Origin of the sequence: Azoarcus sp. L1K30, assembly GCF_018122735.1 — a bacterium.
Taxonomy (GTDB): Bacteria; Pseudomonadota; Gammaproteobacteria; order Burkholderiales; family Rhodocyclaceae; genus Parazoarcus.
This window is the reverse complement of sequence record NZ_JAGRRD010000001.1, coordinates 1,046,886-1,063,364: the sequence shown is the minus strand read 5'-3', so window position 1 is coordinate 1,063,364 and position 16,479 is coordinate 1,046,886. Positions and strand designations below refer to the sequence as shown.

13 protein-coding genes and 1 pseudogene are annotated in these 16,479 nt (G+C 62.7%); 2 read left to right on the top strand and 12 right to left on the bottom strand.

Translation table 11 applies throughout. The features are described 5' to 3' along the window. Positions 1 to 271: 271 nt before the first annotated feature. Positions 272 to 481, top strand: coding sequence for a prenyltransferase (locus tag J5J83_RS04730; protein ID WP_212346042.1), 210 nt, complete (start codon positions 272 to 274; stop codon positions 479 to 481). A gap of 31 nt (positions 482 to 512) precedes the next feature. On the opposite strand, the gene J5J83_RS04725 is transcribed toward J5J83_RS04730, so the two are convergent. The 8 genes from J5J83_RS04725 to J5J83_RS04690 all read right to left on the bottom strand — a co-directional run bounded on the left by J5J83_RS04725 (position 513) and on the right by J5J83_RS04690 (position 10,414). Continuing rightward, positions 513 to 2,837 carry an acetate/propionate family kinase gene (locus tag J5J83_RS04725; protein ID WP_212346040.1) on the bottom strand — a complete coding sequence of 775 codons (2,325 nt, stop codon included), beginning with the start codon at positions 2,835 to 2,837 and terminating at the stop codon, positions 513 to 515. Positions 2,838 to 2,954: 117 nt separating this feature from the next. After that, a complete protein-coding gene (locus tag J5J83_RS04720; protein WP_212346038.1) occupies positions 2,955 to 3,668 on the bottom strand; it encodes a hypothetical protein in 714 nt (237 codons plus the stop codon). After that, positions 3,665 to 3,997 carry a thioredoxin family protein gene (locus J5J83_RS04715; RefSeq protein WP_212346036.1) on the bottom strand — a complete coding sequence of 111 codons (333 nt, stop codon included), beginning with the start codon at positions 3,995 to 3,997 and terminating at the stop codon, positions 3,665 to 3,667. The genes J5J83_RS04720 and J5J83_RS04715 overlap by 4 nt, the downstream gene beginning before the upstream one ends. Before the next feature lie 142 nt (positions 3,998 to 4,139). After that, positions 4,140 to 5,465 carry an MFS transporter gene (locus J5J83_RS04710; RefSeq protein WP_212346034.1) on the bottom strand — a complete coding sequence of 442 codons (1,326 nt, stop codon included), beginning with the start codon at positions 5,463 to 5,465 and terminating at the stop codon, positions 4,140 to 4,142. Positions 5,466 to 5,609: 144 nt separating this feature from the next. Next, positions 5,610 to 6,896 carry a TRAP transporter large permease gene (locus tag J5J83_RS04705; protein ID WP_212346032.1) on the bottom strand — a complete coding sequence of 429 codons (1,287 nt, stop codon included), beginning with the start codon at positions 6,894 to 6,896 and terminating at the stop codon, positions 5,610 to 5,612. Between the two features lie 9 nt (positions 6,897 to 6,905). After that, positions 6,906 to 7,439 (bottom strand): TRAP transporter small permease, encoded by a 534-nt coding sequence (locus tag J5J83_RS04700; RefSeq protein WP_212346030.1) that lies wholly within the window; start codon positions 7,437 to 7,439, stop codon positions 6,906 to 6,908. An 84-nt stretch (positions 7,440 to 7,523) separates the two neighbouring features. After that, positions 7,524 to 8,750 (bottom strand): TRAP transporter substrate-binding protein, encoded by a 1,227-nt coding sequence (locus tag J5J83_RS04695; protein WP_212346027.1) that lies wholly within the window; start codon positions 8,748 to 8,750, stop codon positions 7,524 to 7,526. 68 nt (positions 8,751 to 8,818) lie between these two features. Beyond that, on the bottom strand, positions 8,819 to 10,414 hold the full coding sequence (locus J5J83_RS04690; RefSeq protein WP_212346024.1) for a choline dehydrogenase: 1,596 nt from the start codon (positions 10,412 to 10,414) through the stop codon (positions 8,819 to 8,821). Between the two features lie 159 nt (positions 10,415 to 10,573). Here J5J83_RS04690 and J5J83_RS04685 point away from each other — a divergent pair, with 159 nt between their 5' ends. Beyond that, positions 10,574 to 11,428 carry an IclR family transcriptional regulator gene (locus J5J83_RS04685; RefSeq protein ID WP_212346021.1) on the top strand — a complete coding sequence of 285 codons (855 nt, stop codon included), beginning with the start codon at positions 10,574 to 10,576 and terminating at the stop codon, positions 11,426 to 11,428. A 52-nt stretch (positions 11,429 to 11,480) separates the two neighbouring features. On the opposite strand, the gene J5J83_RS04680 is transcribed toward J5J83_RS04685, so the two are convergent. The 4 genes and pseudogenes from J5J83_RS04680 to J5J83_RS04665 form a co-directional block, all read right to left on the bottom strand. Then, positions 11,481 to 13,361 (bottom strand): methyl-accepting chemotaxis protein, encoded by a 1,881-nt coding sequence (locus J5J83_RS04680; RefSeq protein ID WP_212346018.1) that lies wholly within the window; start codon positions 13,359 to 13,361, stop codon positions 11,481 to 11,483. Between the two features lie 101 nt (positions 13,362 to 13,462). Next, entirely contained in the window at positions 13,463 to 14,221 is a 759-nt protein-coding gene (locus J5J83_RS04675; protein ID WP_212346015.1) for a sulfite exporter TauE/SafE family protein, read from the bottom strand. A 71-nt stretch (positions 14,222 to 14,292) separates the two neighbouring features. Further along, positions 14,293 to 15,303 (bottom strand): phosphate acetyltransferase, encoded by a 1,011-nt coding sequence (pta, locus tag J5J83_RS04670; protein WP_212346012.1) that lies wholly within the window; start codon positions 15,301 to 15,303, stop codon positions 14,293 to 14,295. Between the two features lie 219 nt (positions 15,304 to 15,522). Continuing rightward, positions 15,523 to 16,479: pseudogene (locus J5J83_RS04665) on the bottom strand (sulfoacetaldehyde acetyltransferase); the annotation flags it as partial.

Below are 16,479 nucleotides of genomic sequence, written 5' to 3'. Positions count from 1 at the left end.
ATTGTGCAGACTTCCCGCTTGGAACGCGAGCAGGCAGTGCGGTAAGCGAGGGGCCGTCAGCGTGAACCGAGCTCCGGTGCGCCTCGCGCACGCCATGAGCGCGCTGGGGCGGAAAGACGTTACCGGCGTGTTTCGGTGGGTAACAGTGTGTTCAATTGCGCATTTTTCGCGGGCGCGCCTGATATGGTTGATTCAAGGGGACTGAAACTGCCGGTTGAATCCTGTCAGGCGTTCTCTCCTTGTGTGACGGACCTGTTTCTGGAGCATTGTGATGATGACCAATACACGGACAATTGCAGCGAGCCTTGCGGCTTGTGTGGTGCTCGGTCTTTCCGGGTGTGCCAACATGTCGGAGCGGCAGAAAAGCACGGCGATCGGCGCTGGTGTCGGCGCCGTTGGCGGTGCGATCCTGACCGGCGGCAGTGCGGCAGGCACCGTCGGTGGCGCCGCAATCGGCGGGATCATCGGGCACGAGAAGTAGGGTGTGACAAGCTGGTAGCCGCTTGCCGACATCAGTTGCGGCTCTGAATTTCCTCGATATAGCCGATCATGCCGGTACGGATGTTGGCCGCATTGCCCTCATCGGTATCAATGTGCATCGCCAGGCGGAAGGCCGGATTCACCCTGACCACCACATCGCCGAAAATCAGTTCGCGGTCGCCCTTGATCCGCACCCGTACCACGTAGTTGTCGCGCACTCGGAAGCGTAGCGCGTCCTCGGGGGCCATGTGGATGTGGCGTTGCGCGCAGATGACGCCGCGTTCGATCGTGGTGCTGCCGTACGGACCTTCGAGGGTGATGCCCGGGGTGTTGATGAGATCGCCGGACTGTCGGATCGGCGGCTGGATGCCGACCTTGAACTGTTCGGTCATGGCGATCTCGACCTGGGTCTCCTTGCGCGTGGGACCGAGAACCCGCACATTGGCGATACGACCCTTGGGGCCGACCAGGTGTACTTTCTCCGCACACGCAAACTGCCCGGGTTGCGACAGTTCGTGCTCGGGTGTCAGCTGATGGCCGGGGCCGAAGAGCTTGTCCACGTCGGACTGCGACAGGTGGACATGATGTGCGGAGATTTCGATCGGGATCGGCGCCTCTGCCTGGTCCTGCTTCATCGCCAGAATCAGTTCATTGCGCTCGATGGCGCGCAGGGTTTCCCACGCCACCAGACGCTCGTCGTCATTGGCAATGACGAGAATCGTCACCGGCGAGTCGTCCGCGGAGATCACATGGCAGTTGCCGACGGTGTCGAGACTGCGGTTCTTCTCTTCGTCTAGCCGGATGCCCATGTAGCCCAGGCCCTGGCAGGCCAGACTGCGCACCGCCGCGCTGGACTCGCCGATGTCGCCGGTGAAGGCCAGGACGTCGATACCCCCCATTGCTGCGACATAGGCGCCGATATTCTTGCGCACCTGATAGCAGAAGGCCTTGTGTGCAAGCAGCGCACGGTGGTGGCCTTCGCTGGCAGCGGCCTCGATGTCATGGATATTGCTCGAGATCCCCGAGATGCCCTTCAGGCCGCTTTCGGTATTGATCAGATCGGACAGCTGTTCCGGTCGCATACCGTGGTCTTGCAGCAGGTGAATGATCACTGCGGGGTCGATGCTGCCGGAACGACTGGGCATGATGAGGCCGTCGGTGGGCGTCATGCCCATCGTGGTATCGACCGAGCGCCCATGATCGATGGCGCACAGTGATGCGCCGACGCCCAGATGGCAGGAGATGATCTCCAGTTCGCCGAGCGGGCGTCTGAGCACTTCCGCCGCTTTCAGCGACACGTATCGGTGTGAAGTGCCGTGAAAGCCGTAGCGGCGAATGCCGCCCTGCTTGTACAGGTCGTAGGGCAGTCCGTACAGGTAGGCGTAGGGCGGCAGGGTCTGATGGAAGGCGGTGTCGAACACCGCGACATGCGGCACGCCCGGCAGCTGCTTCATCGCCGCGCGGATACCCTGGACGTTGACCGGATTGTGCAGCGGCGCGAACACCGAAAGTGCCTCGATATCGTCGATGACGGTGGGGGTGATCACGACCGAGCTGGCAAACTTGCTGCCGCCGTGGACCACCCGATGACCGACGGCGGTGACGTCGGGCAGGTGCAGGGTGAAAGCTTCGCCGAGCAGCGCGGTCGCATCCCGCATCACGTCGAACAGGGCCGACAGCGGAAAGGGAGGTAGTGTCATCTGGCGCGTCTGCGGGCCGACCTTGACACTGATGCGGCTCAGTTGCGGATCGGCATTGTCGATGATCCCGTGTACGTCGGAGCCGAGGTCGAGCGTATCGTAGATGCCAAAATGGATCTGGGTGAGGCCGACGTTGAGTACGATGAGCTTGCCCGGCGTGCTGCTACCGAGTGACAGGGCGTGGGCATCGTCGGAACGGGCAGGTACGCGCACCCGTCCGCTGGCGATTTCAACCGACATGGCGCGGGTATGGTCGGCGAGCAGGCGTGAAAGATAGGCCACCGCGCGCGGATTGCACAGAATGTCCGCATGCACGACCTCGCGCGGGATCATCAGCACGAAGCAGCGATTGCCGGCAATCACGTCGGCTCCGACCGGCTCGCCCGTCAGTAGCGACACCACGCCGAATACGTCGCCGGCGCCGAGCTGGCTGATCACCGCGCGTGAGCCGGTATTGTCGGTGACCGAAATCTCGGCCATGCCGCTGATGACGACACCGATGAATTTGCCTTCGTCGCCGGTTTCGAGCATCGCCTCGTTACCTTCGAAGGTGCCAAGATGCGACTTGCCGACGATCTCCTCGACCTTGTCTGCCGGAAGGCTTTCGAACAGGCGAACCTGCTCAAGGAAAAACTGTTTCAGATCGATTTCGCTCATGCTTTCACTCGCCGTCGGCAACACACAATCAACCGCAAGCCTAACAGGGTTGATGCGGCGCAACAAAGTGAATGTTCAGCGACGGTACGCCGCATCACAGTGCTGCGGCGAGCGCGGTTACCGATTGCCCCGGCCGGCAGCGTATTTTTCGATCATTCGCAGCGAGTTCGCGTATCCGTGCCGAATCTGGGCTTCATCGTAGCGATGCGTCTGCCCGACCGGACATTGCAGTCGAGAAATGCACGTTGCGGAACACCTGGATCCGTCCGAGCGGCGGTACTCGATGCAGGCGTCGAGCGAGAAGGTCTCGGAGCTCAAGGCCTTGGCCGGGCAAGCCTCGATGCAGGGCAGGGTCGTGCAGGCAGTGCAGGGCGATGCGGACGCCCATGGGCGGGTTGGGGGAATCCGGCTGTCCGCGAGCATCGCTACGCGATAGGCGAACCAGGTGCCGAAACGGTCGTTGATGCCAACCTTGAACGGTGACGGATGGTGCCAGCCGGCCAGTGCGCCAAGGGCCTGCAGGTCGACTGCCGCCGCACCCGGGTAGAGTTGCATGCGGGCTGCGTCGCCGTGGTGGCGGGAGAACCAGCCGGCGACCGCGCGCGCACTGAATTCGTCGATCGGATCATCGGTTTTCAGCCGGGCTATGTCGACCGCGCGCCAGAGTGCGGGTCCGGCGTTGCCAATCAGGATGAGTTGCCGGTAAGGCGCCAGATCGCCCGCGATCCGGCGCAGGCGCGCGACGATGTCGTCCGCAAGCTGCGCAAGATCAAATACGGCCTGAAGGTTGAGACCGACGACATCGAGCTCACCGAAGGATTTTTCACTCATCGGGCGCCTTCCAGCGCGTCGAAAGCCCGGTCGATTGCGTCCGGGCCGCCGGGCCGCACCAGGCGCGCCACTTCGGTGCCCTTGTGCAGGAAGATGAGGGTCGGCCACAGCTTTACCGCAAAGCTGCGCCCCAGGCGCCGGCCGGGTCCGTCCTCGATGCGAAGGTGCCGTATCCCCGGATGGCGCGCGGCCGCGGCCGCAACCAGTGGAGCCGCGGCCTTGCAATGGCCACACCAGTCGGTACCGAAATCCAGCACGACGGGTCCATCTATCGCGTCGACTTCGCCGCGGGTGATCGGGGATGCTTCGTAGGGCGTGATTGGTGGCATGGCGTGTTTCCGTTCAGGACCAAGCCAGACAGGATAATCCATGCTCGCCGAAAGGCGTGCGCCCGGTGCTCGGGCACGATTCCGTGTGTCCTGTCCCGGCCTGGTGCGCCCCGGGACTCAAGCTGCGCCCCTCGTGCTGCTTTCAGGCGCCGGCCGGACTTGTCGCAAGCACATGCTCATAGCGTTTCCGGCGTCCGATCCAGGCTGCGGACATGGCACTGACGAGGCCGGCAAACGCAACATAGGCGCAAATCAGCCATGGATCGCCATTGCCTTTTTGCAGCAGGTAGGTGGCGATGATGGGTGTAATGCCGCTGGCGAATATCCCCGAGAATTGATAGACGAAGGAGATGCCGGAATAGCGGATGCCGGGTTTGAACAGTTCGGCAAACAGTGCAGCTTCCGGGCCATAGATCGCAGCGTAGAACACCCCGAACGGGATGATGATGGCCAGCCACACCACCAGCATGTTGCCGTTGCTGTGCTGCATGAACCAGAAGCCGGCAAACGCGGACAGCCCGGTCAGCAGCGAACCCCAGAAATAGATCCGCGTTCTGCCGATGCGGTCGGACAGTCCGCCGAAAAAGGGAATGGTGAAGATCATCACCAGTGCGGCCGCCATCACGCCCAGCAATGCATCGGTGCGGCTCAGGTGCAGGGTCTGCGTAAGGTAGGCGATGGAGAACACGCCAAAAATGTTGAAGAACACGCCGTCGATGTATCGCGCGCCCATGCCGGCGAGTACGTTGCCAGGGTACTTGGTGATGACTTCCTTGATCGGAAGCTTGATTTCCTCGCCGGAGGCCTTGGCTTTGGCGAATTCCGGCGTCTCCATCACATTCAGGCGGATGTACATGCCCACCGCGACGAGCAGGAAGGAGAGGATGAATGCAATTCGCCAGCCCCACGACAGGAACTGCTCGTCGCTGAGCAGCGAGGACAGCCCGGCGACGACGCCGGAGGCCAGGCACAGGCCCAGCGCCAGCCCGATCTGCGGAATGCTGGCGTAAAAACCGCGCTTTTCCCTGGGCGCATATTCGAAGGCCATCAGCACTGCGCCGCCCCACTCGCCGCCTAGACCGATGCCTTGCGCGATGCGCAGGATCAGCAACAGCACCGGGGCCCAGATGCCGATCTGCTCGTAGGTGGGTACCAGGCCGATCAGTACGGTGGCGACGCCCATGATCATCAGGGTCATCACCAGCATGCTCTTGCGCCCGAGCTTGTCTCCGAAATGGCCGAAGATCACGCCACCCAGCGGACGACTCAGGAAGCCCACCGCAAAGGTGCCGTAGGCGAGCATGGTGGACACCAGCGGATCGCTGGACGGGAAGTAGAGCTTGTTGAAGACGATGCCTGCGACGACACCGTAGAGGAAGAAGTCATACCATTCGATGGTGGCGCCGATGAGACTGGCGCTGACGACGCGCCTGACGTCACTTGAATCCTTCTTTACCGCCTGGTTCATTGTTGTCTCCGGAGATTCTTGTCGTTTTCGCGGGTGGATCCGCTTGGTCTTCTATTGTCTATGTGAATCGAGATACAGCGAGGGCTGAAGGCCCCTGCGCCGGGCCGGCAGCGCAGGGGTCTCTCTGTCCGCAGTGTCACGGATTCAGCCCGGGCTGGGAATCAAGCCCAGCGAAAACCATGGCACGAATGCGATCAGAAGCCACGAGATGATGAGCCCGCTCATGTACATCAGCGCGAAACGGACGAGCTGGGAGTAGGGAATGCCTGTGACGCCGCTGGCCACGAACAGGTTCAGGCCGAAAGGGGGGGTGATGAAGCCAATTGCTGCACCCACCAGGAAGATTACCGAGAAATGCACCGGATCGACACCGGTTGCGACCGCGATCGGCGCCAGGATGGGGGCAAAGATCACGGTAACCGGCAGACTTTCGAGAATGCAGCCCGCGGCCAGCACAATGCCCATGCAGACCAGCAGCACGACCGTTTCACCGTTACCGAACCAGGCTACGAAGGCTGCGACGGTATCGGCGGCACCGAGCAGTGCGAACACCTGCTGCATGACAATGGATATGGCAATCATCGGTGCCAGCATCCCGGTCAGCTGGCCCGAGCGCAGCAGGATGTCGGGCAATGCCTTCCACTTGATCTCGCGAGTGACCAGCAGGCCGGCAACCAGACAGAATCCCACCGTGATCGCTGCCGCTTCAGTGGGCGAGAAGATGCCCGAGTAGATGCCGAAGATGACAATGAAGATGGCGAAAAAGCCGAGATAGGCTTGACGGGCGGTGCGGAAGACGCGCTTCATGTCGAGCGGCGTAACCGAGCCCCAGCCATGCTTGCGACACATCCACCAGCACACCGCCTGCATCGCGACCACCATCAGCATGCCCGGCAGAATGCCGGCGACGAACAGGTCGGAGATCGACAGGTTCATCAGGAAGCCGTAGACGATAAAGATGATGGACGGTGGAATGATGATGCCCACCGTGCCGCCTGCTGCCGCGGTGGCGGCAGCGAAGCGGCTGTCGTACCCGTCTGCCTTGAGCAGCGGGTGCATGATGCCGCCGATGGTCGCCGTGGTGGCCGAGTTCGAGCCCGAGATTGCCGCGAACAGACCGCAGGAGCCGATGGTCGCCAGCCCGAGGCCGCCGCGCATCCAGCTCAGGCAGGCGTGGGCAAAATTGGCCAGGCGGGTGGCGATGCCGGCGGCGGCAATCAGGTCTCCGGTGAGGATGAACAGTGGCAGCGACAGCAGGCCGAAGAAGTTGAGCCCCTCGAACAGCGTGACGCCGATGTTTGCCAGCGTGAAATCGATGACCATCGAGACGCCCGTCACCCAAAGCGCGATGACGAGAAAGATCGGTACGCCGACCAGAAACAGGCCAACGACGCCGAGAGATACGAGCGTGATGAGGATTGAGTTATCCATGATGGTTTCTCAGTCTGCGCCGACGGTCTGGATGTCGACGAGGAAAGGTTCGTGGCGGCGAAAGCGGCCGATGTCCTGTATGAGATTCTGTAGCGCACGAATCATCAGGATTCCCCAGCCTACCGGCGTGGCGAGGTAGAACCACCATTGCATGACGTTGTCGGTGCCCTGGACGATGGAAAAATTGTCATAGGCCAGCTGTGTTTGTTCAATCGTGAACCAGGCAACCACGGAGCCGAAGCCGATCCACAGGAGGGTGTCCAACCACATCATTGCAAACTGCATTGCATAGGGCATGCGCAGACGGAAGTCGTTGAAGACCAGATGGGTGCGCTTCTTGACGTTGTAGGCGCAACCGACCCAGGCCACCCACAGGAAGAGGTAGATGGGGATCGACGTGCTCCAGGGAATCTGGGTGCTGAAGACATAACGTTCGAAGACCGCATACACGATGATCAAGGCCATGCTGGCGTATGCAATGAGAATGAGTGTGCGTTCGGCGTTGCGGTCAAGCCACCGAATGAGCGCCATCAGGTAGGACATGCGGATGTCTCCATGAACATGACGGTGAGCGCCGACCCCGCACCGGGCGGGATCGGCTCCGAGCTGGCTGAAGCTGTGCGGCGATCAGGCGTTCTGCCACCAGCGTCGTGCCTTCACATCCGCCACCGGGGTGTTTTTCGGAATTTCGCGCGCGATATCGTAGATTTCCTTGTAGACATCCTGACCGCCCGCCATCTTGGACAGACGCTCGCGCCACTCTTCCCAGGGCTTGGGGTTGTACTCGGGTGAGCACATCTTCTCGGCCTTGAGGATCTCGGCATCGGAGAGGGTGGCCACGCGAACCTTGTTCTTGCCGAATACGGTGTCCGGGCCCGGATTGGGCACTGCACCCACGACGTCGATCAGGGCCTTTTCCTGCTCGCGCTGGGTGTATTGCTGGGCAGCGAACGCGGTTTCCATCACGATGTCCTGCAGGTTTGACGGCAGCTTCTCGAAGGTCTTGTTATTCATGGCGGTGTGCTCGGTACCGCAGAAGAACTTCAGATCGACCGCCTGCGACAGGACAGGCGCCATGTTGGCGTAGGCGGCCGCGCCCATCCAGGTCTCGGCGCCGTCGATCAGGCCCTGCTTGAGCCCATCGAGCGTCTCTTCCCAGGAGATCGGCACCGGATTGAGGTTCATCAGCTGCATCGCGATACGGCCGAGCTGGGTGCCGGTGACGCGGTTCTTGGTCCCGGCGAGCTGGTCGACGCTGGTGATCAGCGGTGCGTCGGCGAATTTCTTGCCGAGCATAAGGCCGCGCAGTTCGCAGTGGGTGTAAAGAAACTGGATGTTGTGACGCTTGCGCATTGGTTCGCGGAACAAGGTCTCGCTTTTCGGGTGGTAGAAGAAGTGGTGCTGTGCGGCGCGTGACGGGAACATGTAGGCAAAGTCGAGCACGTTGTAATACGGCGCCGCACCGGCCGAGTTCTGTGTGCTGGCTGAGAACAGGTCGATGATGCCTTGCTGAGCCTTCTTGACGCAGTCGAGTTGGTTGCAGATGGCATTGCTGCCGATGAAGTCGATTTTCAGCGCGCCGTTGCTGCGCGTTTCCAGTTCCTGCGCAAACCAGAGCTGGCCCGATTGCTGAATCTTCAGGTTCTCTTCGTTGAAGCCCGACGCGCCGAACTTCAGCGTCATCAACGGGGTGGCCGCGTTGCGCGCGTCTGCAGTCGCAGATGCCGCACGTGCCACGCCTTCGAGGGTGAGTGGGCCAACCATGCCGGTAACGGCAAGTGCGGTTGACGTCAAACCATAGCGACCTGCAATGCGCAGGAAGCCGCGACGATCAAGGGGAGTCTGATTGGCCATTTGGGTGTCTCCTACGGGTGGTGTGGCGGGCGTGATTGCCCTTGTAGAAATGGTGCTGCTACGCTGGATCAGCGTTTGTCGGCCTTGATCATGTCCGCGGCTTTTTCCGCGATCATGATCGTTGGCGCATTGGTGTTGCCGGAGACAAGTTCCGGCATGATCGAAGCATCGACGACGCGCAGTCCGGCGATGCCGTGCACCCTCAAGCGTGCATCCACCACCGCTTCGCGGTCGCGGCCCATCTTGCAGGTGCCTGCCGGGTGATAGATCGACTGGCTGTAGCGGCGTGCCGCATCGAGCAATTCATCGTCGGTCTGGAACTGCTCGCCGGGCACGAACTCCGAGACGATCTGTGACTTGAGCGAGGGGGCCTGGGCAATGCGCCGCGCCACCTTGATACCCCCGATCACGACGGGATGGTCGCGCTCGTCGGATAGATAATTCGGGTGGATGGCGGGGTATTGCAGCGGATCGTTCGACCTGATCTCGAGATGACCACGGCTGTAGGGGCGCAACTGGCACACCGAAGAGGTAAAGGCGGAGAAGGGGTGGGCACCTTCCCCCGGCTTGTCGGCACTGAGCGGCTGCATGTGAAACTGGATGTCGGGGCGATCCACCTCCGGGCTGGAGCGGGTGAAAATGGTCACCTGGCTGGCGGCGAGGGTCAGCGGGCCAGTGCGCGACATCATGTATTGCATGCCGATCCAGAGCTTGTGAATGGGGCTGTTGACCTCGTCGTTCAAGGTGCGCTGGCGGGTTTTCAAGACCAGCCGTACCTGAAGGTGATCCTGCAGGTTGCGTCCCACGCCGGAGAGCTCATGCAGCACGGGAACGCCGGCCTTGCGCAGTACTTCAGCGGGGCCGACCCCCGAGTTCTGCAGGATCTGGGGTGATCCGATGGCGCCGGCGGCGAGGATGACCTCGGCGCGTGCGCGGGCCTGACACAGTTTCCCGTCCTGCAGGAACTCCACGCCGACGGCGCGCTTGCCCTCGAACAGGATGCGCGTGGTCTGGGCCCGCGTTTCCACGATCAGGTTCAAACGCTTGCGCGCCGGACGCAGAAAACCTTTGGCGGTGCTCCAGCGGAAACCCTTGTGGGCGGTTTGCTGGAAGTAGCCCACGCCTTCCTGGCTGGCGCCGTTGTAATCGTTATTGAGCGGAATCCCGATTTCCTGCGCGGCGGCGATGAAATAGTCCGCGATCGGCCGGCGCAAACGCAGGTCGGATACCTTGAGCGGGCCGCCGGTTCCGTGATATTCGCTGGCCCCACGCTCCTGATCCTCTGATTTTTTGAAGTAGGGCAGCACCTCGCGGAAGCTCCAGCCCTCATTGCCCAGTTCAGCCCAGCGGTCGTAGTCCTCGTGCTGGCCTCGCACATAGAGCAGACCGTTGAGCGAACTCGACCCGCCCAGTACCTTGCCACGCGGCCACTGCAGTTGCCGTCCGGCAATGCCGTCATCGGACTCGGTGCGGTAGCACCAGTCGTAGCGGGGGTCATGCATGGTCTTGAAGTAGCCGACCGGAATGTGAATCCAGGGGTTGTTGTCGGGGCCGCCGGCTTCGAGCAGCAGCACCTTGCTGCCGTCGTCCTCGCTCAGGCGGTTAGCGAGCACACACCCGGCGGAGCCTGCACCAACAACGATGTAATCCACTTCGTGGGCCATGAACCGTGTCTCCAGATTACGCCATTCGAGGTAGAGGCCTACAGCCCCTCCTTGGTAGAGCAAGTTTTGAAAATGAAACGCTGCGTTTCAGAAAGTTGTATAGTGACTATTGATTGGCACATAACAAAAACCAAGCGTTATCTGTAAAGGAGACAGAAAATGAAACAGAATCGGACTCAGGCGGACCAGAATCGCAGTGCAGCATTGCCTGATCCCGACGATTTCGACGAATCACTGGCGGAACTCGACGGTGCAAATGAGGATGTGCGCCGGCTGCGTCCGCTGACCGTGCTCGAACTTCTGACCGAATCCGCGCAACCGCTCACGCTGGCGCAATTGGCGGGGTTGATGAGAGTGCCCAAGAGCACCCTGATGCGACTGCTGCAGTCGATGGAAAAACACGGCTACGTGCTGCACATGCCGGCCGAACGCGGCTTTGTCGCCGGGCCGCGCTCGAACACGCTGGCGCTCAAGACGCTACGCGGAACCAATATGCGCAGGGCGTGCCGGGCCGTGCTGCGCAACCTGGTGAACAAGCTTGGCGAAACCTGCAACCTGACCGTGCCGGACGCGGGCCGGGTGCTCTATGTCGAACGTGTCGAGACGAGCGAACCGTTGCGCATGCATCTGCCACTTGGTACCTGGGTGCCGATGCACTGCACGGCCAGCGGCAAGCTCTTCCTGGCTTCGATGTCGCTGCTCGAACGCCAGAGCATCCTGTCACGGCAGGTTCTCGCACGGCATTCGCCGCATACGATCACCGACCGTCAGGAACTCGAGGCCGAACTGGCACGTAACATGAAACGTGGCATCGGGATCGACAACGAGGAGTTCGTGCGCGGCATGATCGCGGTGTCGGTGCCGGTGAATGGTCCGGACGGCAAGGTGGTCGCCGCCATTGCCTGCCATGCGCCGACGGCGCGGATGTCACTCGACAATCTGTTCGACAACGTGACGCAGATGCGCACGGCTGCCGAGTTGATCCAGGACATCCTTTACCCGAAGGCGGCCTGAGCGGAGACGGGCGGGCCGCCGCCTTCCATACCGCGCTGGGGATGATCCGGGCTCAGACCTTGAATCGCTCCAGCAGGCTGTTCTGCTGGTCGATCTGATCGACCATGGCGCGGCATTGACCGGCCTGCTGATCTGCGCCGCCTGCCACCGCCTGGCTGATGTCGCGGATGGTCGCGGTGCGCTGATTGAGTGCATGAGTGCTGCGGCTTTGCTCGTGCGCGAGTTCCGCGATCCTGAGGCTCATGGCGTTGATGTTGCCGATGGCTTCCCTAACTTCGGCGAGAATGGCGTTGGCCGTGCTCGCGTCTTCAACGGTACGTACCGCAGTGGTGCTGCACTGGCGCATGCTGTTCTCGGCGAGACCGACGCCGCTTCTCAGCTGCTCGATGATGCTGCGGATCTCGCGCGTGGACTCCTGCGTGAGCGAGGCGAGGGTACGCACCTCGTCTGCCACCACGGCAAAGCCTCGGCCGGATTCGCCGGCGCGGGCTGCCTCGATTGCAGCATTCAGGGCCAGCAGGTTGGTCTGGTCGGCGATGGCGGTGATCTTGGCGAGAATGTGCTCGATGTGTGTGCTGAGCTTGACCAAGCTGTTGATCGACTGGCCGGTTGCGTCGAGATCGGTCGCGAGGCGCTGGATCGCCACGGCGGATTGCGAGACCACCTGAACACCCTTTTCGGTCTGCGCGTTTGCGTATCGGGCCGCGCCGGCGGCTTCGGCTGCCTGCCCGGCGACGGTCTCCGCGCTGCGGTTCATGCCGTCCGTCTCGCCCGCCAGCCGGTCCAGTTCGTCAAGTTGCTGGCGCAGGCCGGCAGCGGCCGATTCGACCATGATCGAGGTCGCGCTGCTGCTGAGGCGAACCTGTTCGGCCTTGCCCATGATGTTTCCGATCAAGGACTGCAGCGATTCGACGAAGCGATTGAATTCATTCGACAGCTGGGCAACCTCGTCTTTTCCGCGCCCGGGCAGGCGGCGGGTGAGGTCACCGGTGCCGCTGTTGATTTCACGCAAAGCCTGGTGCAGGTGCATCAGCGGCGCCATCAGGCGGCTCATCAGAATGGACAGCACGATGAGGCTGAGCGCCACCCCGATGACCGTGCCCAGCAGGGCGCGCAAGCCAGCGGTCCTTGCCTCGCGCAACAGTACTGCTTCATCGAGCACGATGCCCAGGTACCAGTTCATGCCCTGCAGATTGCTAAGGGGGGTGAAGGACAATAGCAACTTCCTGCCGCCGCTGCGAAGGGTCGTGAGCTGGTTATCCAGGGCGGGGCGCTGTCCGTCGAAGAGCTGTTCGTAGGACTTGCCGTTGAAGCGTGCGTCCGGATGCGAGACGACCTTGCCATTGGCCGCGAGCAGGAAGGCGTGACCTGCGCCGTTGAAGTCCAGCGCGTTGACCGCCTCGGAGATGGTCTTGAGGCTGAGATCGCCACCGAAGGCCCCCATGAACCGACCCCGGTCGGTGAGCCTGGCCACAGCTGAAATCAGGATCTCGCCCGTGGCCGCGTCGGCATAGGGTTCGGTGAGCGTGGCGCGTGCGTTGTCGCGGGCTACCGGATACCAGGGGCGCTGACGGGCGTCCCATCCGTCCGGATTCCAACTCGGCGTATTGGTAATGCGTTGGCCGTCGCGTTGCAGCCCGCCGAAGATGAGCAGGAAGTGCTCCTTGAGCAGGGGCTGGTCGAAGGTACGCTGAATCTGTTCGGCGCTGAAGTCTGCGTCGATGCTCTGCGCCATCAGGTCGATCATCTGCAGCTTGCCGTTGAGCCAGTTCTCGATCTGGCGAGCAAGTGCATTGCCCGACTGCGTGATGCTGGACTCGGCCTGCGCTTCTAGGCTGCTGCGCAATTGGCTGATCTGAATCAGCGACAGTGCGCCGACGGTCAGGAACAGGACAGCTGCGGCGGCGAGACCGGCCTTGCGGGAAATCTTCATGGCGTGTTCTCAGGGGCAAATGGCCGCACTATGGGCGGCATCGTGTTGTTGTTATCCCGGGGCTGCAGCCCGGTCCCGGCACGAATGAGCGGAATGCGGCCTCAGCGAAGGCCGAGCGCGGCGCTGCCCATCAGGCTCAGGCCGATCAGCAGGAGGAGGGCGAAAGCGGCCCGGCGCATGGTGAGGGGCGACACTGGCGGTGGATAGTGGCGACCGGCCGCGGTGGCGAGCGCAACCAGCAAGGCCGCCATGGCCGCAAGTATCCAGATTTCCTTTGTCAGCTCGCCGGTGGCGCCGAGATAGACGGTGCGAGTGCTGGAGGTGAAGGCGAAGACCAGGAGCAGCATGTGACGCACCACGGCCAGTTCCATGGGCTGGCGATAGAAATGGAAGATGGCCGGCGGGCCGGCCATGCCGAAGAGACCACCGAACAGGCCCGAAGTCAGCCCGCACACAAAAAAGCTGCGGTCGGGCGAGCGCCGGGGCAGTTGTGTGGGGCGCAGTGCGAACACCAGGCCGCTATAGGTGATGACGGCACCCAGGAGAAACTGCAGCAGGGTGGAGGCGGTGCTGTTCAGGTAGTCGAGCAGCACCACGCCGGCGACGATGGAGGGCACGACACCGAGCAGGACGGCCTTTGCAGCCGGCCAGTCGACCAGATGCATGCGCCCAGGCAGGGCGACTGCACTGTTGACGAGGGTGAGCAGGCTCACCACGGCGGCCACGAGGGGCAGCGGTGCGAGCCCGAAGCCGCTGGTCGCGCCCATCACGATCATGCCCAGACCGAATCCGGTCACGGTCTGCACATAACTCGCGACAGCGATCACGAACATCAGTGCGGTCATGTGTTCCATGCTCATCAGGCGTTTTCCTCGATCGATCAGGGGTGTCCGGTGACGCCCCGTAGCGCTGCTCCCGGGGGCGATGGCACTCAGGCCTTCGTCCGCGCGCTGGCTGCCTGGGCCACGGTGACGGCGATGACGTGGAACACATCTTCGGCGCTGCAGCCGCGCGAGAGATCGTTTGCAGGCTTGGCCAGACCTTGAAGCAGGGGGCCGATGGCAACTGCGCCACCCACCCGCTCGGCAAGCTTGTAGCCAATGTTGCCGGCTTCGAGATTGGGGAAGATCAGGACATTGGCCTTGCCCTTGACCTGCGACTCGGGCAGCTTGCGGTTGGCGATTTCGGCGACGATGGCGGCATCGAGCTGCACATCCTCGTCGATAGCCAGATTCGGTCGCTGCTTCTTGACCAGGCGGGAGGCCTCGACAACCTTGTCTACCGCTGCGTGGCGGGCGCTGCCGCTGGTGGAGAAGGAGAGCATAGCCACGCGCGGTTCTTCCATCAGCAGATTGCGTGCGCTGTCGGCCGCGGCCATGGCGATCTCGGACAGTTCGGTCGCGTCCGGGTTCACGACCAACCCACAATCGGAGAAGATCAATCCGCCCTTGAGCGAGTGAAACGGCTCGCACAGCATCATCAGGAAGAAGCTGGAGACGAGCTTGAACGACGGGTCGACGCCGATGATCTGGATGGCGTTGCGCACGACGTCAGCGGTGGTACGCACCGCACCCGAGACGGTGCCGTCGGCGCGGCCGCTGCGTACCAGGAGGTTGGCGCAGACCAGCGGATCACGGGCCGCGATCTCTGCCTGCTCGGCGCTCATTCCCTTCTTGCTGCGCAGGGCATAGAGGGTGTGTGCAAGCTCGGCCTGCTCGGGGGCATCGGAGGGGTCGTGGAAGGCAATGCCATCAAGCGACAGCCCGAGCTCGGCGGCCAGGGCTGTGCTGCGCTTGCGCTCACCGACCAGGATGATGCGGGCGATGCCTTCGCGGGTGGCGCGCACCGCGGCCTCGAGCACGCGGACGTCGTCGCCTTCGGAGAGCGCAATGCGGGCAGGTGCGGCTTGCGCCTGCTCGATGATTCGGTGGAGGGCTTTCATCCGTCTTGTTCCTCGCGAGATCAGGCTGTTGGAAAAAAATGGCCGAGCGCCCTGGTGAAGGGGGTCCAGGGGCTCGGCCAAGAACTCAATCCATGGAGGGATGGGTCTGGATTGAGGGGTGAAGACAGGGGTAAGGCGCCAGGCGCGTGCCACGGCTCGGTGTGACAGGCCCCGGCTCGAGCCCGATCAGACGTAGTCCTTGTACTTGTCGAGGTGTCTGACGGGTTTTGAGAGCGCCTTCTCGAGCTCGCGCAGCACCTGGCGCGGATGCAGATAGTTGCCGCCCTGGAAGGTCTTCTCCTTGGCGTTCTCCTCGATCATGTCGAGGCTGAAGGCATCCTTCTCGTGGGTCCAGTCGTCGAGCTCCTTCTCCCACGCCGCCTTCTCGTCGGCGATTTTTTGCGCGCGGGCGGTCTTGTCGGCGTCGCACGCCAGGGTCCTGCCTTCGAGGCGCCGGGTCAGCGCCACCGCGGCCGCCTTCGCATCACCGCAGATCCCGACCGAGATCTTCTTCACCAGGCCGAGCATCTTGTTGTCGGCGTCGATCTGGATGATCTTCGCATTCTTGGGCCAGTAATCCATGCCGTGCTGGGGCAGGGTGCCGAAGGGGCCCAGGCGCGAACCCAGCGCCACCACCACGTCGGCCTGCGAAATCAGCTTCATCGCCGCCTTGGAGCCCTGGTAGCCGAGCGGACCGCACCACAGCGGATGGCTCGCGGGGAAGGAATCGTTGTGCAGGTAGCTATTGACCACCGGTGCGCCCAGACGCTCGGCCAGGGCCTTGCACTCCTCGACCGCATCGGCCATCACCACGCCGCCGCCGGAGATGATCACCGGGAACTTCGCCGTGGCCAGGAGCGCGGCGGCCTCGTCGAGCGAGTGCTCGCCACCGGCGCCGCGGTCCAGACGGGCGGGCTTGGGAATCTCGCAGGTAATGTCGCCGTAGAAATAGTCGCGCGGAATGTTCAGCTGGGTCGGCCCCATCTCGCTCATGGCGCGGTCGAAACAGCGCCCGGTGTACTCGGCCATGCGGGCCGGATGGGTCACATGGCCCTGGTACTTGGTGAACTCCTGGAACATCGGCAACTGGTTGCACTCCTGGAACCCGCCCAGGCCGATCCCCATGGTGCCGGTCTCCGGGGTCACGATCACCACCGGGCTGTGGGCCCAGAAGGC